This window comes from Pseudomonas sp. R3-56 (assembly GCF_051132075.1).
In the GTDB taxonomy this organism is placed as follows: domain Bacteria; phylum Pseudomonadota; class Gammaproteobacteria; order Pseudomonadales; family Pseudomonadaceae; genus Aquipseudomonas.
In genome coordinates this window covers 1,578,269-1,598,854 of sequence record NZ_CP071657.1, presented here as the reverse complement: position 1 = coordinate 1,598,854, position 20,586 = coordinate 1,578,269, and the positions used below count along the sequence as shown (strand labels likewise).

General features: G+C 63.0%; 20 protein-coding genes. 9 read left to right on the top strand and 11 right to left on the bottom strand.

Annotation, left to right across the window (positions count from 1 at the left end; translation table 11 throughout):
• Positions 1-116: 116 nt before the first annotated feature.
• From J3P96_RS07505 to J3P96_RS07475, 7 genes are all read right to left on the bottom strand, one after another.
• Entirely contained in the window at positions 117-656 is a 540-nt protein-coding gene (locus J3P96_RS07505) for a DUF2058 domain-containing protein (protein ID WP_305499418.1), read from the bottom strand.
• Between the two features lie 26 nt (positions 657-682).
• Entirely contained in the window at positions 683-1,516 is an 834-nt protein-coding gene (gene mazG, locus J3P96_RS07500) for a nucleoside triphosphate pyrophosphohydrolase (protein WP_434656334.1), read from the bottom strand.
• A 134-nt stretch (positions 1,517-1,650) separates the two neighbouring features.
• Positions 1,651-3,897 (bottom strand): GTP diphosphokinase, encoded by a 2,247-nt coding sequence (gene relA / locus J3P96_RS07495; protein WP_434656332.1) that lies wholly within the window; start codon positions 3,895-3,897, stop codon positions 1,651-1,653.
• Between the two features lie 101 nt (positions 3,898-3,998).
• Positions 3,999-5,369, bottom strand: a complete 1,371-nt coding sequence (gene rlmD / locus J3P96_RS07490) for a 23S rRNA (uracil(1939)-C(5))-methyltransferase RlmD (RefSeq protein ID WP_434656330.1) — start codon at positions 5,367-5,369, stop codon at positions 3,999-4,001.
• Complete coding sequence (cysM, locus tag J3P96_RS07485; RefSeq protein ID WP_305499413.1) at positions 5,369-6,271, bottom strand: cysteine synthase CysM; 903 nt, start codon at positions 6,269-6,271, stop codon at positions 5,369-5,371. The genes rlmD and cysM overlap by 1 nt, the downstream gene beginning before the upstream one ends.
• A gap of 184 nt (positions 6,272-6,455) precedes the next feature.
• Positions 6,456-7,877, bottom strand: coding sequence for a histidine kinase sensor domain-containing protein (locus tag J3P96_RS07480; RefSeq protein WP_434656329.1), 1,422 nt, complete (start codon positions 7,875-7,877; stop codon positions 6,456-6,458).
• Positions 7,864-8,586: a response regulator transcription factor gene (locus tag J3P96_RS07475; protein ID WP_434656327.1), complete on the bottom strand. Its 723-nt coding sequence runs from the start codon at positions 8,584-8,586 to the stop codon at positions 7,864-7,866. The genes J3P96_RS07480 and J3P96_RS07475 overlap by 14 nt, the downstream gene beginning before the upstream one ends.
• A 215-nt stretch (positions 8,587-8,801) precedes the next feature.
• Between J3P96_RS07475 and J3P96_RS07470 the strand changes: the two genes are divergently transcribed.
• The 4 genes from J3P96_RS07470 (at position 8,802) to J3P96_RS07455 (ending at position 13,651) form a co-directional block, all read left to right on the top strand.
• Positions 8,802-11,552, top strand: a complete 2,751-nt coding sequence (locus tag J3P96_RS07470) for a response regulator (protein WP_434629043.1) — start codon at positions 8,802-8,804, stop codon at positions 11,550-11,552.
• A gap of 66 nt (positions 11,553-11,618) precedes the next feature.
• Positions 11,619-12,608, top strand: a complete 990-nt coding sequence (locus J3P96_RS07465; protein WP_434656326.1) for a 2-hydroxyacid dehydrogenase — start codon at positions 11,619-11,621, stop codon at positions 12,606-12,608.
• A 204-nt stretch (positions 12,609-12,812) separates the two neighbouring features.
• The gene (locus J3P96_RS07460; protein WP_434572413.1) at positions 12,813-13,247 is read left to right on the top strand and encodes a hypothetical protein; all 435 of its coding nucleotides are present in this window, start codon (positions 12,813-12,815) and stop codon (positions 13,245-13,247) included.
• Entirely contained in the window at positions 13,247-13,651 is a 405-nt protein-coding gene (locus J3P96_RS07455) for an META domain-containing protein (RefSeq protein ID WP_434656324.1), read from the top strand. Before J3P96_RS07460 ends, J3P96_RS07455 begins: the two co-directional genes overlap by 1 nt.
• Before the next feature lie 220 nt (positions 13,652-13,871).
• On the opposite strand, the gene J3P96_RS07450 is transcribed toward J3P96_RS07455, so the two are convergent.
• Positions 13,872-14,339, bottom strand: a complete 468-nt coding sequence (locus tag J3P96_RS07450; RefSeq protein ID WP_434656323.1) for a TlpA family protein disulfide reductase — start codon at positions 14,337-14,339, stop codon at positions 13,872-13,874.
• 105 nt (positions 14,340-14,444) lie between these two features.
• Here J3P96_RS07450 and arsC point away from each other — a divergent pair, with 105 nt between their 5' ends.
• From arsC to J3P96_RS07435, 3 genes are read left to right on the top strand one after another with little or no spacing between them, the layout of a single operon-like run.
• Positions 14,445-14,798: an arsenate reductase (glutaredoxin) gene (gene arsC, locus J3P96_RS07445; protein WP_434656322.1), complete on the top strand. Its 354-nt coding sequence runs from the start codon at positions 14,445-14,447 to the stop codon at positions 14,796-14,798.
• Positions 14,795-15,400, top strand: coding sequence for an NAD(P)H:quinone oxidoreductase (gene wrbA, locus J3P96_RS07440; protein WP_434572410.1), 606 nt, complete (start codon positions 14,795-14,797; stop codon positions 15,398-15,400). Before arsC ends, wrbA begins: the two co-directional genes overlap by 4 nt.
• A complete protein-coding gene (locus J3P96_RS07435; protein ID WP_434656321.1) occupies positions 15,393-15,818 on the top strand; it encodes a DUF2069 domain-containing protein in 426 nt (141 codons plus the stop codon). Before wrbA ends, J3P96_RS07435 begins: the two co-directional genes overlap by 8 nt.
• 99 nt (positions 15,819-15,917) lie before the next feature.
• Here the strand turns inward: J3P96_RS07435 and J3P96_RS07430 are convergent, their stop codons facing one another.
• Positions 15,918-16,592 (bottom strand): DNA-3-methyladenine glycosylase I, encoded by a 675-nt coding sequence (locus tag J3P96_RS07430; protein WP_434656319.1) that lies wholly within the window; start codon positions 16,590-16,592, stop codon positions 15,918-15,920.
• Positions 16,593-16,658: 66 nt separating this feature from the next.
• Positions 16,659-17,483 carry a tRNA 2-thiocytidine(32) synthetase TtcA gene (gene ttcA, locus J3P96_RS07425; protein ID WP_434656317.1) on the bottom strand — a complete coding sequence of 275 codons (825 nt, stop codon included), beginning with the start codon at positions 17,481-17,483 and terminating at the stop codon, positions 16,659-16,661.
• Positions 17,484-17,914: 431 nt separating this feature from the next.
• Here ttcA and J3P96_RS07420 point away from each other — a divergent pair, with 431 nt between their 5' ends.
• Together J3P96_RS07420 and J3P96_RS07415 are read left to right on the top strand one after the other, a co-directional pair.
• Positions 17,915-18,517 carry a Yip1 family protein gene (locus J3P96_RS07420; protein WP_305499396.1) on the top strand — a complete coding sequence of 201 codons (603 nt, stop codon included), beginning with the start codon at positions 17,915-17,917 and terminating at the stop codon, positions 18,515-18,517.
• Positions 18,518-18,679: 162 nt separating this feature from the next.
• On the top strand, positions 18,680-19,174 hold the full coding sequence (locus tag J3P96_RS07415) for a SprT family zinc-dependent metalloprotease (RefSeq protein WP_434656316.1): 495 nt from the start codon (positions 18,680-18,682) through the stop codon (positions 19,172-19,174).
• 120 nt (positions 19,175-19,294) lie between these two features.
• Here the strand turns inward: J3P96_RS07415 and J3P96_RS07410 are convergent, their stop codons facing one another.
• Positions 19,295-20,470 carry a CaiB/BaiF CoA transferase family protein gene (locus J3P96_RS07410; protein ID WP_434656314.1) on the bottom strand — a complete coding sequence of 392 codons (1,176 nt, stop codon included), beginning with the start codon at positions 20,468-20,470 and terminating at the stop codon, positions 19,295-19,297.
• Positions 20,471-20,586 lie beyond the last annotated feature (116 nt).

Genomic DNA, 20,586 nt, shown 5'->3' with positions numbered 1-20,586 from the left:
GGAGCGGGCTTGCTCGCGAAGGCGGAGTGTCAGGTAACGATTATGTCGACTGATCCACCGCTTTCGCGAGCAAGCCCGCTCCCACACTAGGTTTTGCGTTTAGCTTGCTGCCCCGCTTACCACATCAAATCATCAGGAATCTGATACGCCGCGTACGGATCATCGGCATCCACTTCTTCGGTCTGGGTGTTGAGCTGGACGATGCGCTTGGGGTCGCGTTCCTGGATCTTCAGCGCCGCTTCGCGCGGGATCACTTCATAGCTCCCGGCATGATGGACGATCGCCAGGGAACCGCTGCTCAGCTTGTTACGCATCAGCGCATTGACCGAGATGCGCTTGACCTTCTTGTCGTCGACGAAGTTGTAGTAGTCATCGGTGGTCAGCTTCGGCAGGCGCGACACCTCGATCAATTGCTTGATCTGCGCGGCACGGGCCTTCTGCTCGGCCTTTTCCTGCTGCTGGCGGTTGAGCTCCTGGTCGCGCTTGACCTTCTCGGCCATGGCTTCCTGGGCCGCACGCTGCTGGGAGTCGTCCAGTTCGACCTGGCCTTTGTGGGCCAGGCGTTGCTGCTTCTGTTTCTCTTTGCCGACCTGCTTGGCCTGCTTTTGGTTGACCAGCCCTGCTTTGAGCAACTGGTCGCGAAGGGAAAGGCTCATGGTGCTTACTCACTTAGGCAACGGCCTCAGCCACAGCTGGGCAAATTCTTTTCCTGACGTTTGGCTTCGCCCCACAAGGCGTCCAACTCTTCGAGGGTGCAATCTTCCATGGGACGGTGGGTCTCGCGCAATGCCTGTTCGATAAATCGGAAACGTCTTTCAAACTTTGCATTGGCGCCACGCAGGGCCGTTTCGGGGTCGACTTTCAAGTGTCGAGCCAGGTTCACCACGCTGAACAGCAGGTCACCCACTTCGTCGCTGATGGCCGCGGTGTCATTGTCCGCCATGGCTTCGAGCACTTCGTCGAGCTCTTCACGGACCTTATCGAGCACCGGCAGCGGTCCCGGCCAATCGAAACCGACCTGACCGGCGCGCTTCTGCAACTTCGCCGACCGCGACAAGGCCGGCAATGCCGCCGGTACATCGTCAAGCAATGACAACTGCTCGGGCACCGAGGCCTTCTCAGCGCGCTCCTCTGCCTTGATTTCCTCCCAACGCTGCTTGACCTGCTCTTCGCTCAGGCGCGGGGTATCCACGGCTGCGTAAAGGTCACCGGTGGGAAACACATGGGGATGGCGGCGAATCAGCTTGCGGGTGATGCTATCGACCACGCCGGCGAATTCGAAACGGTTTTCTTCCCGGGCCAGCTGGCTGTAATACACCACCTGGAACAGTAAATCGCCCAATTCACCTTGAAGGTGATCGAAGTCGCCGCGCTCGATGGCGTCGGCCACTTCGTAGGCTTCCTCCAGGGTGTGAGGGACGATGGTTGCGTAGGTTTGCCTGATGTCCCACGGGCAGCCGTATAGCGGGTCGCGCAGGCGGTTCATCAGGTGGAGCAGGTCTTCGAGGCTGTACATCAATCATCCCACCACAAAAAATCCCTGTGGGAGCGAGCCTGCTCGCGAAAGCGGTACATCAGTCAAAACATACCAGCTGACACACCGCCTTCGCGAGCAGGCTCGCTCCCACATTTCCGGACTGTGCCTGACCTTTAGCCCGGCGTCCGATTACGCCGGGTCTCGATGATGTTCGGCAACTGGGAAATCCGCCCCAGCAACCGCCCCAGTGCATCCAGCCCCGGAATCTCGATGGTCAGGGACATCAGCGCGGTGTTGTCCTCCTTGTTCGAGCGGGTGTTGACCGCCAGCACGTTGATCCGCTCGTTGAGCAGCACCTGGGACACGTCACGCAGCAGGCCGGAACGGTCGTAGGCGCGGATGATGATGTCCACCGGGTAGGTGAGCACCGGCACCGGGCCCCAGCTGACCTGGATGATCCGCTCCGGTTCGCGACCGGCCAGTTGCAGCACCGAGGCGCAATCCTGGCGGTGAATGCTCACGCCACGGCCCTGGGTGATGTAGCCGACGATCGCATCCCCCGGCAGCGGCTGGCAGCAGCCCGCCATCTGGGTCATCAGGTTGCCCACGCCCTGGATCTGGATGTCGCCGCGCTTGCCGGGCTTGTAGCCGGTGGCCTTGCGCGGGATCAGTTCCAGTTGCTCGTTGCCGCGTTCCGGCTCAACCAGTTGCTGGGCGAGGTTGACCAGTTGCGCCAGGCGCAGGTCGCCGGCGCCAAGGGCGGCGAACATGTCCTCGGCGGTCTTCATGTTGGCTTTTTCAGCCAGCTTGTCGAAATCCACCTGCGGCAGGCCCAGGCGACTCAGCTCGCGCTCGAGCAGGGTCTTGCCGGCGGCGACGTTCTGGTCGCGGGCCTGCAACTTGAACCAGTGGACGATTTTCGCCCGCGCTCGCGAAGTGGTGATGTAGCCCAGGTTCGGGTTCAGCCAGTCGCGGCTCGGCGTGCCGTGCTTGCTGGTGATGATTTCGACCTGCTCGCCGGTCTGCAGGCTGTAGTTGAGCGGCACGATCCGCCCGTTGATCTTGGCGCCACGGCAGTTGTGACCGATCTCGGTGTGCACCCGGTAGGCGAAGTCCAGCGGCGTCGAGCCCTTGGGCAAGTCGATGGCGTGGCCGTCGGGCGTGAAGATGTAGACCCGGTCCGGCTCGATGTCGACCCGCAGCTGTTCCGCCAGGCCGCCGATGTCACCCAGTTCCTCGTGCCATTCCAGCACCTGGCGCAGCCAGGAGATTTTCTCTTCGTAATGGTTGGACCCGGACTTGACGTCGGTGCCCTTGTATTTCCAGTGGGCACAAACCCCCAGCTCGGCTTCTTCGTGCATGGCATGGGTGCGGATCTGCACCTCCAGCACCTTGCCTTCCGGGCCGATGACCGCAGTGTGCAGCGAGCGGTAGCCGTTTTCCTTCGGGTTGGCGATGTAGTCGTCGAATTCCTTGGGAATGTGCCGCCACAAGGTATGGACGATCCCCAGCGCGGTGTAGCAATCGCGCATTTCCGGAACCAGCACGCGCACGGCGCGAACGTCGTAGATCTGGCTGAATTCGAGGCCTTTGCGCTGCATTTTGCGCCAGATCGAATAGATGTGCTTGGCCCGGCCACTGATATCGGCTTCTACGCCGGTGGCCTGCAATTCCTCACGCAACTGAGTCATGACATCGGTGATGAAGCGCTCGCGATCCAGCCGTCGTTCATGCAACAGCTTGGCGATCTGCTTGTACTGGTCAGGCTCCAGGTAGCGGAAGGACAAGTCCTCCAGCTCCCACTTGATGTGACCGATACCGAGACGGTGGGCCAGCGGCGCGTAGATGTCGAACACCTCACGGGCGACACGGTTGCGTTTTTCGTCGTCGGCGGATTTCACGGCGCGGATCGCGCAGGTGCGCTCGGCCAGCTTGATCAGCGCGACACGCACGTCGTCGACCATGGCCACGAGCATCTTGCGCAGGTTTTCTACCTGGCCCTGGGTGCCCAGGACCATGGACTGGCGCGGGCTGAGGCTGGCGCTGATGGCCGCCATGCGCAACACGCCGTCGATCAGCTTGGCGACCACGGTGCCGAAACGCTGGTTGATCATCGGCAGCTGGATCTGCCCTTCACGCACGCCGCGGTACAGCACCGCGGCGACCAGCGAGTCCTGGTCGAGCTTGAGGTCGGCGAGGATTTCGGCGATCTCAAGGCCCGTCTGGAAACTCGAGGTGCCTTCGGACCACAGGTTCTTCGCCGCGTTGTGTTGCTGTTCTGCCTCGCGAGCGAACTCGCAGGCTTGCTTCAAGGCTTCGCGATCCAGTGCCGGATCGATACTGACCGCGTGATCGAGCCAAGCCTCGAGATTGATACTGCCGTCGGTGTTGATCGGCTGGTGTGCTCTCACCTGTACCATCTTTACTTACCTTCCCTATGACGCAGATTCAATGCGTCCACATCGCTGACCTTCGTTGCCCGTGTTTCCGCCCAGGGCTGTGGCGGGTCGGCACGAACGGGTCAGTCGGACAAGCCATCCTGGCTCGCTTCAAATAACGCCATGGCCTCGACATGCGCCGTCTGAGGAAACATATCGAGAATCCCGGCACGTTTTAACCGGTAGCCCTGCTTGATCAATTCGACCGTGTCCCGGGCCAAAGTTGCCGGGTTGCACGACACATAAACCAGCCGCCTGGCACCCAGCGAGGCCAGCTTGCGCACCACCTCGAAAGCACCATCACGGGGTGGGTCCAAGAGTACCGCAGAAAAGCCTTCGCCGATCCACTCGGCACCCGCCAAAGGCTGGGATAAATCGGCCTGAAAAAAAGCAGTGTTATGCAAATTGTTGCTGAGGGCGTTCGCCGCCGCGCGCTCGACCATGGTCTGCACGCCCTCCACCGCCACCACCTCGCGCACTTGCCTGGCCAGCGGCAAGGCAAAGTTGCCCAGGCCACAGAACAGGTCCAGCACTCGCTCATCGGGTCGAGGCGCCAGCCATTGCAGCGCCTGGGCGACCATCGCCTCGTTGACGGCGGCGTTCACCTGAATGAAATCCCCCGGCCGGTAAGCCAGTTCCAGGTCCCAGCTTCCCAGGCGATAACCCAGGGCCTGGCCCGGATCGACCGGTTGCGGCTCGCCTTCGCCATGCAGCCACAACTGGGCTTCATGGAACGCGCAGAAATCCTTGAGGATCGTCAGGTCGGCTTCCGACAACGGCGCCATATGCCGCAGCAATAAAGCCAGGGACGAGCCGGCGAACAACTCGACATGACCGAGCGCCTGGGGTTTGCCCAAGCGACGGAGCATTTCCGGCAGGCGACTCATGATCGGCTGCAAGGGCTGTACCAGCACCGGACATTCACCGATGGCTACGATGTCCTGGCTGCCGACGGCACGGAAACCCACTTCAAGATTTTTTGCTTTCTGATCCCAACGCACCGCCACCCGGGCGCGACGTCGGTAGCCGAACTCCGGCCCGCTCAACGGCGCGGCCCACTCATCCGGCTCGACACCGGCCACCCGCGACAGTTGCTCGGCGAGCATGCGCTGTTTCAGGGCAAGCTGTTCGCCATGGGGCAAATGCTGGACGCTGCAACCGCCGCAGCGACCGGCATGCACGCAGGGCGCTGCACGACGCAGTTCGCTGGAGGAAAACACCCGTTCGGTGCGGGCCTCGACCACTTTGCCGTGGGCACCGAGCACCCGCGCCTCGACCTCTTCACCAGCCAGGGCGCCGATGACAAACCAGGTCCGCCCGTCGACAAACGCAATGCCCCGGCCATCGTTGGCCAGGCGTTCAATGGTCAGGCGCTGCTTCTTGCCGGTGGGCACTTGCGGGGCCCGGCTTCCGCCGCTGGGCTGGAAGCGCAAGCCTCTTTCTTGTTTGGCCATCAGTTGGGCGCGTCGAAGATGCCGGTCGACAGGTAACGGTCGCCACGGTCGCAGATGATCGCGACGATCACTGCATTTTCCACTTCCTTCGACAAACGCAGCATGCCCGCCACGGCACCGCCCGAAGACACGCCGCAGAAAATACCTTCTTCACGGGCCAGGCGACGGGTCACGTCTTCGGCTTCGCTCTGGGCCATGTCGATGATGCGATCCACGCGATCGGCCTGGTAGATCTTCGGCAGATATTCCTCGGGCCAGCGGCGAATGCCGGGGATGGCCGAGCCTTCCATCGGTTGCAGGCCGATGATCTGCACGTTCGGGTTCTGTTCTTTCAGGTAGCGAGAAGTACCCATGATGGTGCCGGTGGTGCCCATCGAGCTGACGAAATGGCTGATCGTGCCATCGGTCTGGCGCCAGATCTCCGGGCCGGTGGTGGTGTAGTGGGCTTCTGGATTGTCGCCGTTGGCGAACTGATCCAGCACCTTGCCCCGGCCCTCGGCCTGCATGCGCTCGGCCAGGTCACGGGCGCCTTCCATGCCCTCTTCCTGGGTCACCAGGATCAGCTCGGCGCCATAGGCCGTCATCGCCGCCTTGCGCTCGGCGCTGGAGTTGTCGGGCATGATCAGGATCATCTTGTAGCCCTTGATCGCCGCCGCCATCGCCAGGGCGATGCCGGTGTTCCCGGAGGTCGCCTCGATCAGCGTGTCGCCCGGGCGGATCTGGCCGCGCAATTCGCCACGGGTGATCATCGACAGCGCCGGCCGGTCCTTGACCGAACCCGCCGGGTTGTTGCCTTCGAGCTTGAGCAAAAGCGTATTGCTGGTCGCGCCAGGCAGGCGCTGCAAGCGAACCAGCGGAGTGTTGCCGACGCAATCGGCGATGGTTGGGTACTGCAAAGTCATGGCGTATTCGCAATCCGGGCTGCGGGGGCGCCTATCATACCGGCAAACCCGGCGAGGCCATATCACGCAAAGTGTGGTGGTTATGGCTTATGGGAATAAGCAGCTCCAGCCCAAACGCATTCACGTGGCGAGGGAGCTTGCTCCCGCTGGGTGACGAACTCGCACCAATTCGGGTTTGGTGGTGTCAGGCAGGTTGCAGGGGGCCGCTGCGCGCCCCAGCGGGAGCAAGCTCCCTCGCCACGGGGGCGGTGGCTGCTTGAGTGGCGACCAGACGCAGGTTCAACCGCAAGCCCTTCCTGCCGTTCTGCGCCCACAGCCGCCCACCCTGGCGCGCCAGCGCATTACGGGCGATGCTCAGCCCCAGCCCGAAACCGCCGTCTCCCGGGCGAGAGCCATCGAGACGGGTGAACGGATCGAAGATACGCTCAAGATCCTGCTCGGCCACGCCACCGCCTTCGTCTTCAAGCCACAGCAGCCAGAAACCGCCCTCACGTCGACCGTCCAGCCGCACCACGCCGCCGGGCGGCGAGTGCCGGATGGCGTTGCGCAGGATGTTTTCCAAAGCCTGCGCCAGGGTGTTGAGGTTGCCCTGGACCCAGCAATCGGCATCGACCGCGCATTGCAGTTGAGCGCTGGGCCAGCCGCTTTCGTAACAGGCGTTTTCGGTGAGCATTTCCCACAAGGCCTGGACCTGGATCGTCTCGACCGCCAATGGCGCGCGTTCGGTGTCGAGCCAGGCCAGTTGCAGGGTGTCCTCGACCAGTCGCTGCATGCCCTCGACTTCCCGGGCGACGCGCTCGCGCAACTGGTCCAGGTCCTGCTCGCTGTCGCTGGCGACTTGCAGGCGACTCAGCGGTGTGCGCAGCTCATGGGACAGGTCGCGGAGCAGTTGCTGTTGCAGCGCGACGGTCGATTGCAACCGCTCGGACATGTGATCGAACGCCCGACCCAGCTCACCCAGTTCGTCGGCACGCTCGGTGGTGCGGCTGGACAGGCGCACGCCCAACTGATCGGCCCGCCAGGCATTGGCCTGTTCGCGCAGTTGATTGAGCGGCACCACCAGCAGGCGATACAGCCCGACACAGAGCAACAGGGTGAACAGTCCGGGGATCACGCCGTTGGTCATCACACGCCAGAACAACTGGTACTGCCCCGGCAGGAAACGCTCGGGCAGTTCGATCACCAGGCTGCCAACGGACGGGTCGCCGGGGAACGGCACCCGCAGCCACGGTCGGCCCTTCTTGTGGATCGGCCAATCCAGACCACGGAGGAAGGTCAGCCGCTCGACCTCTTTCTCGGTCAACGACTGCCCGCTCAACGATTGCAGGTCGGGGCCGATCACCCCCACCCAGCTTGCCTCGCGCGGCTGCATGCCTTGCAACCAGCGGTCCACCCCCGCCTGTCGGCCGGAACGCCAGGCGTGCTCGGCCTCGGCGGCGTAACGCGTGAGGGTGCCGCGGGCCTGGTCCGAGAGAAACTGGTTGCGCTCCTCCATATAACGGCCCCAGGACCAGCTCAGCCAGATCATCAGCAGACAGAACGCCACCAGCAGGCATGCCAGTTTCCAGAACAACGAGTGCCGCCCAGGCAGATCAGACCACTTCATCGACGGCACTCAACACGTAGCCCTTGCCCCACACCGTGCGCAGCTCCCGCGCGGTGTAGCCGATAGACTTGAGCTTGCGGCGGATCTGGCTGACATGCATGTCCAGGCTGCGATCATGTGGTGCATAGCCGCGCTGCAACACATGCTGATAGAGGAAGGCTTTGCTCAGGACTTCACTGTCACTGCGGTGCAGGACGTCGAGCAAACGGTATTCGCTGCGCGTCAGCCCTGCCCATTGGCCCTGGACCTGTACATCACTGCGCTGCTCATCAAAGTCCAGGTCCTGCGCCTGGGGCAGAGTCGTCATTTGAGCCGGGCGCCGATCCAGCGCCACTCGGCGCAGGATGGCCTCGATGCGCACACGCAACTCCGCCATGCTGAACGGTTTGGGCAGGTAATCGTCGGCGCCGAGGCGAAAGCCGCTGATGCGATCCGCTTCCGCGCCCAGGGCAGACATCAGCAACACCGGGGTCGAATGGCTCCTGCGCAAACGGGTCAGCACCGCGAGGCCATCCAGCCCGGGCAGCAGGATGTCCATCAACACCACGTCGAAAGCCTGCCGGCAGGCGATATCCAGGCCATCCTGGCCGTTCTGGCACCAGGTTACTTCGAAGCCGCTGCGGGCCAGATGCTCATGAACATAAGCACCCAGCACGGGGTCGTCTTCGATGGCAAGGATGCGCGGCGGCACAGCGGGGATGGGATTCATCAGTATCTGCAAACAATTCTCAGTTGAACGATTATTCAAGATCGGCTCCCGACAGGCAACCGCCGTGTATCGCCACGGCAAATGGCCAACCGGTCGGGATGCGCGAGGACATGAATTTTACGAAGAAGGCTCGCCTGCAAATCGCTACACTGCGCAGATGTTGCGCGCCGGATGCGCGCAAAGCTCAATCGGACCGCTGGATGCAGGAGACAAGTGTGCTCAAGAAACTGGGAATCAAAGGCCGTGTGCTGCTGCTCACCCTGCTGCCGACCACCTTGATGGCGCTGGTCCTGGGCGGTTATTTCACCTGGATGCAGCAATCGGACCTGCACGCTCAGTTGCTACAACGCGGTGAAATGATCGCCGAACAACTGGCCCCGCTGGTCGCTCCGGCCATGAGCCGCCAGGACATCGAGCTGCTGGAACGCGTCGCCACCCAGTCCCTCGAGCAAGCCGACGTTCGCGCGGTGACCTTCCTCGCACCCGACCGCACACCGCTCGCCCATGCCGGCCCGACCATGCTCAACCGGGCGCCGGAGGGCAACAGCAGCCAACTGCTGCAACGCACCGGCAACGACGCCACACGCTATCTGCTGCCGGTGTTCGGCAAGCATCGCAACCTGGCTGGCGAACTGATTCCCGAAGAAGCCGATCGCCTGCTGGGCTGGGTCGAGCTGGAGCTGTCCCACAGCGGCATGTTGCTGCGCGGTTACCGCAGCCTGTTCGCCAGCCTGTTGCTGATCGCCGCCGGCCTGGGTTGCACCGCGCTGCTGGCCCTGCGCATGGGCCGCACCATCAATCGACCGCTGAGCCAGATCAAGCAGGCCGTGGCGCAGCTCAAGGACGGGCATCTGGAAACCCGCCTGCCACCGTTGGGCAGCCAGGAGCTGGATGAGCTGGCGTCGGGTATCAATCGCATGGCCGGCACCTTGCAGAATGCCCAGGAAGAATTGCAGCACAGCATCGACCAGGCCACCGAAGACGTGCGCCAGAACCTGGAAACCATCGAGATCCAGAACATCGAACTGGACCTGGCCCGCAAGGAAGCGCTCGAAGCGAGCCGGATCAAGTCCGAATTCCTCGCGAACATGAGCCATGAAATCCGCACGCCGCTCAACGGCATCCTCGGTTTCACCCATTTATTGCAGAAAAGCGAGCTGACCCCGCGCCAGCTCGACTATCTGGGCACGATTGAAAAATCCGCCGACAGCCTGCTCGGCATCATCAACGAGATTCTCGACTTCTCGAAGATCGAGGCCGGCAAGCTGGTGCTCGACAGCATCCCCTTCAATTTGCGGGACCTGCTGCAGGACACCCTGACCATCCTCGCCCCCGCCGCCCACGCCAAACAGTTGGAGCTGGTGAGCCTGGTCTACCGCGACACGCCGTTGTCGCTGGTGGGTGACCCGCTGCGGCTCAAGCAGATCCTCACCAACCTGGTGAGCAACGCCATCAAGTTCACCCGTGAAGGCACCATCGTCGCCCGCGCCATGCTCGAAGATGAGCACGAAGACAGCGTGCAGTTGCGCATCAGCATCCAGGACACCGGCATCGGCCTGTCCAGCCAGGACGTGCGGGCGCTGTTCCAGGCCTTCAGCCAGGCCGACAACTCCTTGTCCCGGCAGCCCGGCGGGACCGGTCTGGGCCTGGTGATTTCCAAGCGACTGGTGGAACAGATGGGCGGTGAGATCGGCGTCGACAGCACGCCGGGCGAAGGCTCGGAGTTCTGGATCAGCCTGCGCCTGCCCAAGACCCGCGACGACGCCGAAGACCTGCCCGGCCCGCCGCTGCTGGGGCGCCGCGTGGCGGTTCTGGAAAATCACGAGCTGGCCCGCCAAGCCTTGCAGCACCAGCTGGAGGACTGCGGTTTGCAGGTAACGCCGTTCAATACCCTGGAAAACCTGACCAACGGCGTCACCGTCGCCCACCAGACGGACCAGGCGATTGACCTGGCCGTACTCGGCATCACCAGCAACGACATGCCGCCGGAGCGTCTCAACCAGCACATCTGGGACCTCGAACACCTGGGCTGCAAGGTGCTGGTGCTGTGCCCCACCACCGAACAGACGCTGTTCCATCTCTCGGTGCCCAACCCTCACAGTCAATTGCAGGCCAAGCCGGCCTGCACCCGCAAGCTGCGCCGGTCGCTTTCCGACCTGGTCAACCCGCGCCCGACCCGCAACGAACCCAATGAACCGGTGGCCAGCCGCGCGCCAAAAGTGTTGTGCGTGGACGACAACCCGGCCAACCTGCTGCTGGTGCAGACCCTACTCGAAGACATGGGCGCCCGGGTGCTGGCGGTGGAAAGTGGTTACGCGGCGGTCAAGGCCGTGCAGAAGGAAACCTTCGACCTGGTCCTGATGGACGTACAAATGCCCGGCATGGATGGCCGCCAGAGCACCGAAGCGATCCGCCAATGGGAAAGCGAGCGGCATTGCACGCCACTGCCGATCGTCGCCCTCACCGCCCACGCCATGGCCAACGAGAAGCGCGCCCTGTTGCAAAGCGGCATGGACGACTACCTGACCAAGCCCATCAGCGAGCGGCAATTGGCTCAGGTCGTACTCAAGTGGACCGGCCTGGCGCTGCGCAACCAGACCCCGGATCGGGGTGCTGATGCCCAAGGCAGCAGCGAGCTGCTGGTGCTCGACCATGAGGAAGGCCTCCGCCTGGCCGCCGGCAAGGCCGACCTGGCGGCGGACATGCTGGCGATGTTGCTCGCCTCCCTTGAAGCCGACCGCGAAGCGATCCGCCAGGCCAGCGAGGCCAATGACCACAACGCCCTGATCGAACGGGTCCACCGCCTGCACGGGGCCACGCGCTATTGCGGCGTACCGCAACTGCGCGCGGCCTGCCAGCGCAGCGAAACCTTGCTCAAGCAGCAAGATCCGCGGGCTGCCGCGGCCCTGGAAGACCTGGACCGTGCCATCCACAGGCTGGCCAGCGAGGCGCGCATCAGCGCCTGACCCAGCGCAATGGTCACCGGCACAATGGCTGTTAAGCTCGGTTCATCCCAGCGCCAGGAGGCCGCCATGCGTGCAATTCTGTTCAGCAGCCAGACCTACGATCATGACAGTTTCAGCAAGGCCGCCGTACCCGCCGGCCTTGAATTGCAATTCCAGCCGGCACGCCTGAGCCTGGACACCGTGGCCCTGGCCGAACGGTGCGAGGTGGTGTGCGCCTTCATCAACGACGACCTGAGCGCGCCGGTGCTGGAACGACTCGCGGCCGGCGGCACCCGGCTGATTGCCCTGCGCTCGGCCGGCTTCAACCATGTCGACCTGCCCGCCGCCAAGCGTCTGGGGCTGAGCATCGCCCGGGTGCCGACCTACTCGCCCCATGCGGTGGCTGAACATGCGGTGGCATTGATCATGGCCTTGAACCGCTGCCTGCACCGCGCCTGCAACCGCACCCGGGACGGCAATTTCAGCCTGAATGGGTTGACTGGCTTCGACCTGGTGGGCAAGACCGTGGGCGTGGTCGGCACAGGACAGATCGGCGCGACCTTCGCCCGGATCATGGCCGGTTTCGGTTGCCAGTTGCTGGCCTACGACCCGTTCCCCAACCCTCAGGTCGAAGCCTTGGGGGCCCGCTACCTGCCTTTGGCCGATCTGCTGGCGCAGGCGCAGATCATCAGCCTGCACTGCCCGCTCAACGACCAGAGCCGACACCTGATCAATGCTCATTCCCTGGCAACCCTGCAACGCGGCGCCATGCTGATCAACACCGGACGCGGCGGCCTGGTGGATACGCCGGCACTGATCGAAGCCCTGAAAAGCGGCCAGCTGGGTTACCTGGGGCTGGATGTCTACGAGGAAGAGGCCGAATTGTTCTTCGAGGACCGCTCCGACCTGCCGTTGCAGGACGATGTGCTCGCGCGGCTGCTGACCTTCCCCAATGTCGTGGTGACCGCACACCAGGCGTTCCTGACTCGCGAAGCACTGGCCGCGATTGCCACCACCACCCTCGACAACATCGCCGCCTGGGCGGCTGGCGCTCCGCAGAATCTGGTGGATGGCTGACCCCAGCAACAAGACTTGTGGGAGCGAGCTTGCTCGCGATGGCAATGGATCAACCTGCCTTGATGTCGACTGACACACCGCCATCGCGAGCAAGCTCGCTCCCACAGGGATGGAGTTTCGTCGGCTTGACCTTCATCAGGCCCGCCATCTGGATCATCCCAAGCCAGCCCCCGTGCTAGCATATCGCGCCTATCTGGAGGACCCATGGCCGAACACGATTTTCGCTACACCCTGATGAACCCGCAGCACACCTTGACCGAGGTCCGCGCCCTGGCGCCGGGCCGTTACCAGGTCACCGGCAATGGCGGCTCGATCCAGGCCAACGATGTATTGCTCGTCACCCTCAAGGGCAGCAAGGACCTTTCCATGCGCCTGACCGTCGACACCGTTCGCCATCTGCTCAAGCCGATCGGCCAATGGACCGCCATGACCACCGGTCCGGTGTTCGGTGAACTGGCGATCCACACCTGGCAGGTCAAGTGCGACCAATGCGCCAAGGAACTGAGCTTCGAGTTCGCCGTCGATGCCAAGCTCGGCACCAAGGCCCAGAAACCGGCCGCCAGCGCACGCATTGCCGAGCTGGGCTGGACGACCGACGGGGAGAAACACCGGTGCCCGAAATGCCAGGAAGCCGCCTGATGAAACATCTGGTCCTGGCCACGCTGATGGGCGCTGGCCTGATGGGCTGCGCCGCCGATCCGGTGCAACTGCAACACAACCGCAGCTACATCCTCGAATGGATCGGCGAGCGGCCGTTGATGGATTACAGCCACCTGACCATCACCCTCGACGATGACGGTCGTGCCTACGGCAATGCCGGCTGCAACCACTGGTTTGCGCCCTACACCCTGGAAGGCGACCGCTTGAGTTTCGGCAAGATCGGCAGCACCCGAAAACTCTGCGCCCCGGCGTTGATGGAGCAAGAGACGCGTTTCTTGCAGGCGCTGGAGAAGGTCGAACGCTGGGACGTGTCGCCCATCGGCCAGACCCGTTTCTGGCCGGCCCAGGGCAAGCCGCTGCGGTGGTGGTTGGAAGAGGGTTGAACCTGGGCTGACCGATGCACCGGTCCGGACCAGAGAAAAGGTTGGCTCCTGTGGCCTGGTCACCCCCCCCTGTGGCGAGGGAGCTTGCTCCCGCTGGGCTGCGAAGCGGCCCCAAAATGGATCTGCCACTGCGCTGTGTCAGATAGAAAGCAGGGGCCTGCTGCGCAGTCCAGCGGGAGCAAGCTCCCTCGCCACAAAAAGCCTGCCTCGCCATGGAGTGCTATTTCAGCGCCTGCAACGCCTCCAGCCTGGCCATTACCGCCGCCGCCGTCTGCTCTCCCAGCAGTTGCTCACGCACCTTGCCCTGGGTGTCGATGATGTACGTCACCGGTAGGCCTTCACTGCGCGGGACATCAAAGAACTCGGCCGGATCCCGGGCCAGTACGGTGAAGCGGATGCTCAGCTTCTCGCTGGCACTCTTGAGTTCTTCGCCTTGCACCTGATCGAAGTTGACCCCGAAGACACCTACGTTGCGTCCCTTGAGCTGTTCGGCCAAGGCATTAAGTTCGGGGATTTCAGTGCGACACGGCGCGCACCACTCGGCCCAGTAGTTGAGCACCAGCCATTGTTTGTCCAGCCGCTGCGCGGCAATCGGCTGACCGTTCTGGTCCACGCCGTAATCGTTGCCGCAGCCGCCGAGCAATAAAAAGCCGAAGAATGTCAGTGCCGCCGCCAATCGCCTTGCCATGTGCCGATCCTTGTCTGAATGTGGACAGCTGCGCGACCCATCAGGTGCTAGGGGCCTCGCAGCACAGTAGAATAGCCGCCACCTTACGCAAGATGCGACCCGCTCATGACTGATCTGACGCTTTATCACAACCCGCGCTGCTCGAAATCCCGCGGTGCGCTGGAACTGTTGCAAGCCCGTGGCCTGGCGCCAACCGTGGTCCGCTACCTCGAAACCCCGCTGGACGCTGCGCAGCTGGAGCGGCTGCTGGGCAAGCTCGGCATCGATGCACGCCGGTTGTTGCGCACCGGCGAAGATGAATACAAGACCCTGGACCTGGCTGACGAAAGCCTGAGCCAGGCGCAGTTGATCGCCGCCATCGCCGCCCACCCGAAACTGATGGAACGGCCGATTCTCGAAGCCGGCGACAAAGCGGTGATCGGCCGCCCACCGGAGAAAATCCTGGAGATCCTGCCGTGAGCACGCCCTATATCCTGGTGCTGTATTACAGCCGCAGTGGCTCTACCAACGAAATGGCCCGCCAGATCGCCCGCGGCGTCGAGCAGGCCGGGCTTGAAGCCAGGTTGCGCACGGTGCCGGCGATCTCCACCGAGTGCGAGGCGGTGGCGCCGGATATTCCCGAACAGGGCCCGCTCTACGCCAGCCTCGATGATCTGAAGAACTGCGCCGGCCTGGCCCTGGGCAGTCCGACCCGCTTCGGCAACATGGCCGCGCCGCTCAAATACTTCCTCGACGGCACCAGCAACCTCTGGCTGACCGGCGCCCTGGTGGGCAAGCCGGCCGGGGTGTTCACCTCCACCGCGAGCCTGCATGGCGGCCAGGAAACCACGTTGTTGTCGATGATGCTGCCACTGCTGCACCACGGCATGCTGATCACCGGCCTGCCCTACAGCGAGTCGGCCCTGATCGACACCCAGGGCGGCGGCACACCCTACGGCCCGAGCCACCACGCCGGCGCCGACGGTAAAAGCGGCTTGAATGAACACGAAGTCGCCCTGTGCCGCGCCTTGGGCCTGCGCCTGGCAAAAACCGCTTTGTTGCTGGAGAACGGCCGTGGCTAAGAAGCCGAAGATCCTGCCGCCGATCGAGTGGCTGGAGCCGCGTGTGCACATCGCTCGTAACCTCAGCCTGCTGTGCTTTTTCGGCCTGGTGGGGCTGCTCAGCGGGTATTACCTGCTGATCGCCGATCTGCACGGCGCGCGTCCCTGGGTGATTCTGCTGATCGAACTGGTGCCACTGCTGCTACTCGCGCCGGGCATGCTCAGCGGCAGCGCGCGCGGGCATTCGTGGATGTGCTTCGTGGTGAACCTGTATTTCGTCAAGGGCGCGCTGGCGGCCTACGATCCGAACCGGCAATTATTCGGCCTGCTGGAGATGGCGGCGAGCGTGGCGCTGTTCTGCTCGGCATTGCTGTATGTGCGCTGGCGGTTCCAGTTGAACCGGCGGTTGGCTGGCGAGGGCGATATCTCCGTCGCCTGATAGACCGCCATCGCGAGCAAGCTCGCTCCCACACTGGATCTGCGGCGCTCAGAAATCCCCTGTGGGAGCGAGCTTGCTCGCGATGGCCGCAACTCGGTTTCAATGATTCACGGTATAAGCCAGCATCATCGAGATCTGGCTCAGCGGCCGCCCGCCACTCTGTTCATGCCACTGGTTGAACGCATTCTGCACCGTCGCCAGGTCCCGCAGGCTGGTCGGGACTTTATCGATGAGGTCCTGGGCATTGAGCGCCGCCACGACGTCATAGCTGGGCACGAACGTATCCTTGCCCATCATCCGCAGGAAACGCGGCGCCGACAGGCCGCCCAACTGATGGCCGTGTTTTTTCAGGTAGGTCCACAAGCCGACGATATCGGTCACCGGCCAATCGGCGATCATCGCACCGAAGCTGCCCTTTTCATGGGCCACATCCAGCACCAGCTGCGCGTTGCGCGGCACGCTCTTGAGCTTGCCCAGGTGGCGGATGATCCGTGCATCCTGCATCAGTCGCTCCAGGTGCTCGGCACTCATCAGCACGACCTTTTCCGGGTCGAACCTGAAAAACACTTCTTCGAACGCCGGCCATTTCGCATCGACCAGGCTGTGCTTGAGCCCGGCGCGAAACACCCGCAGCGCCATGGTCGAGAGGTAGCGATCATCGCTGATCTTGCGCAGTTGCGCCGGGGTCTTGGGTACAGGCAGGTGGGCTTCCAATTCAGCCGCCGAACCGAAGCGGTTCAGACAATACTCGTGCAGCCACTTGTAATCGCGCATGCCCTCTCCTGGGATTGAAATGAAAACGGCGCTTGCAAGCGCCGTGAATGCAAGCTATCGGTAGCGTCAGAGATTCACCACATTGACGAACCGCGGCGTGGCGCTTTCGTCGATGCGCAGGTTGGCGAAGTCGAACAGGTTGCGGTCCGCCAGTTGCGACGGAATGACGTTTTGCAGGCCCCGGAAAATGCTCTCGGTACGGCCCGGGGTCTTGCGCTCCCATTCCAGGAGCATCTCCTTGACCACCTGGCGTTGCAGGTTTTCCTGGGAACCGCACAGGTTGCAGGGAATGATCGGGAACTGCTTGAAATCCGAATAGGCCTGGATGTCCTTCTCGCTGCAATAGGCCAGCGGACGGATCACCACGTTGCGCCCATCGTCGGCGCGCAGCTTGGGCGGCATGGCCTTGAGCGAGCCGTTGTAGAACATGTTGAGGAAGAAGGTCTCGACGATATCGTCGCGGTGGTGACCCAGGGCCATCTTGGTCGCGCCGATCTGGTCAGCGAAGGTATAGAGCGTTCCACGGCGCAGGCGCGAGCACAGCGAACAGGTGGTCTTGCCTTCGGGGATCAGTTCCTTGACCACCGAATAGGTGTCTTTCTCGACGATGTGATATTCAACGCCCAACGATTCGAGGTAGGCCGGCAGCACGTGCTCGGGAAAGCCCGGCTGCTTCTGGTCCATGTTCACGGCAACGATGTCGAACTTGATCGGCGCAACCTTCTGCAAATGCATCAGCACGTCGAGCAAGGTGTAACTGTCCTTGCCGCCGGACAGGCAGACCATGACCTTGTCGCCATCCTCGATCATGTTGAAATCGGCGACGGCCTCACCGGCCAGGCGGCGCAGGCGCTTTTGCAGTTTGTTCTGGTTGACCGTGAGAGTGCCCATGACGCGAAATCCGTGAGGTGTGACGAAAGGCCGGCATTTTACGCAAAAAATCCGCCGTCGGCGAAGACTGATGACGGACGCTATTGTGGCGAGGGGATTTATCCCCGCTGGGGTGCGAAGCGCCCCCTAATCCGCCTGTACACCGTACTGTGCCAGACCTGACAAAAGGGGCTGCTGCGCAGCCCAGCGGGGATAAATCCCCTCGCCACAAGTAAATCCCTGTCAGCCAGACGCAAGGGTCACAGACCCATCGGCGATTAGCACCACGGCCTACAGCGCGATTTGCTCTAAGCCGCCCATCCCCTTGGCGGTCACTCCTTTCTATACTGCGGCATAAGGTCGCACACACTTACAGACCTTTACTTACCCGGCCCTTTGGCCCGTAGGCGCTCCGTTGGGGGGCGATGGCAATAACAAAGGAGTGACTGACTATGATCCATCATGTCGTGGGGCTCTTTACCCACCCTGATCAAGAATGGAAGGAAATCCGTGGCGATCAGGAGGAAAGCATCAGCCACATGTACCTCACCCACACGCTGATCCTCGCGGCTATCCCGGCGGTGTCGGCGTTCATCGGCACCACGCAGGTGGGATGGGTCATCGGCAATCGCCCACCGGTCATGCTCACCCTGGAAAGCGCGCTGTGGATGACCATCATGTCGTACCTCGCGATGTTGGGCGGCGTGGCGGTGATGGGCGCGTTCATCCACTGGATGGCTCGCACCTATGACGCCAACCCGAGCCTGGCCCGTTGTGTCGCGTTCGCCACCTACACCGCGACGCCGTTGTTCATTGGCGGGCTGGCAGCGCTCTACCCGCACATGTGGCTGGGGATGATCGTCGGCACCGCGGCGATCTGCTACACGGTCTACCTGCTGTACGTGGGTTTGCCGACGTTCATGAACATCCCGCAGGACGAAGGCTTCCTGTTTTCCAGCTCGGTGCTGGCCGTCGGCCTGGTCGTGCTGGTCGCCATCATGGCGTTCACGGTCATTGTCTGGGGATTGGGCGTGGGTCCGGTCTATACCAACTGAAGGCTTGCACTAGCCCTCCGAGAAAAAAGACGATCTGCCAACACAGGCCGCCGCAAGGCGGCCTTCCTGTGCCTGGGGCCGGCGAAACGACCGCTGGGCAGCTGGGCGATTCGCAACGGCCAGCGCTTGCGGCATACTCGGCTTTCTGGAGACCCGTAAAGCATGCTCGAGCAACTCAATACCCGCGTCGAAGAGTGTTACCAACAAGCCGAATCCTTTTTCAAACGTCCTTTCAAACGCCCGGTGGTCAGCCTCAAGTTGCGCGGCCAGAAGGCCGGTGTCGCGCACCTTCATGAAAACCTGCTGCGTTTCAATCCCCAGCTGTACCGGGAAAACGCCGACGACTTCCTCAAGCAGACCGTTGCCCACGAAGTCGCGCACCTGATCGCCCATCAGTTGTTTGGCGACCGCATCCAGGCCCATGGCGAGGAATGGCAACTGATCATGCGCGGGGTCTACGAACTGCCGCCCAACCGTTGCCACACCTACGAGATAAAACGCCGCACCGCCACCCGCTACATCTACAAGTGCCCGTGCGACGGCAGCGACTTCCCGTTTACCGCACAGCGCCACAGCCTGGTCCGCCAGGGGCGGCGGTACTTGTGCCGAAGTTGTCGCAATACGTTGGTGTTCAGCGGGGAGACGCGGGTCGAGTAGCTGTTTTTTGTAGTGTATGGGTTGGCCCCTTCGCGAGCAGGCTCGCTCCCACACGGGATCTGCAGTGTTCACAAATCCCCTGTGGGAGCGAGCCTGCTCGCGAAAGGGCCCGAGAGAGCACTACACAACCACCCCGTCATCCCGCAGCCGGGCAATCCGCTCATCACTGAACCCCAACTCCCGCAACACCTGCTCCGTATGCGCCCCCAGCCTCGCGCCTATATGCCGAGGCTCGGGCAAGCCTTCGGAAAACTTCAACGGGCACGCCATCTGCGCCTGGCTCGACCCGTCGCCACGGGGCACCCGGGTGACCAGATGCCTGGCCTTCAACTGCGGATGCTCAAGCGCTTCGTCCAGCTCCAGCACTGGTTCGACGCAGGCATCCACCTCGGCGAATAGCGCGCAAAGGTCAGCAAAATCGCGCTTCTCGAATTCGGAGCGCAATTGTTCTTTGAGCCGCTGCTGTTGCTCGGGCGCCAGGCCTTGGGCGGCGAGCTCCGGCCGCCCCAGGGCCGCGCACAATGCCTGCATGAACCCTGGCTCGAGGCTGCCCACCGACATCCAGCGACCATCTCGCGTGCGGTAGTAATCATAAAAACTGCCACCGTTCAGCGCATGGTTTTCCCAACCCGGTTTCACACCGCAGGCCAGGTAACCGGCGCCGGCCAGTGCGTTCAGGCTGAAGACGCAGTCGGTCATGCTCACGTCCAGGTGCTGGCCCTGCCCGCTCTGCTGGCGGGCAATGACCGCCGCCAGCAGGCCGATCACCCCGTGCAGCGAACCGCCGGCGATGTCCGCCGCCTGGATGCCCAGCGGCAGCGGCCCGCTGTCGGCCCGACCGGTGTGGCTCGCCAGCCCGGCCAGGGCCAGGTAGTTGATGTCATGGCCGGCGCGATCCTTGAACGGGCCGGTCTGGCCATAACCGGTGATCGACACGTAGATCAGCCGGGGATTGATCGCCTTCAAGGCTTCGTAACCCAGGCCCAGCCGCTCCATCACGCCGGGGCGGAACTGCTCCAGCAGAATGTCATGGTCGTCCAGCAACCGTTTGATGATCTCCAGTGCCGCCGGTTGCTTGAGGTCCAGGGCCAGGCTGCGCTTGTTGCGGTTGAGGTAGGCATGGCTGGCCGAGGTGTCCTGGTCGTGGGGCGGCAGTATCCGTAGCAGGTCAGGACGCTCCGGCGACTCGATGCGCAGCACCTCGGCGCCCATGTCCGCCAGCAACAACGAGGCGAACGGGCCGGGCAGCAGGGTGGAAAAATCCAGAACCTTGAGCGATGCCAGTGGGCCTTGCATGGGCGATCTCCGCTTGAATGGTGCGTTCAAGACTAGGCAGGGCCTGGCGATGGGGCAATTACCGGGGGTGTCGTTCGGGCTGACAAATCCGCTCAGCGCGAGGGCTGTTGTGGCGA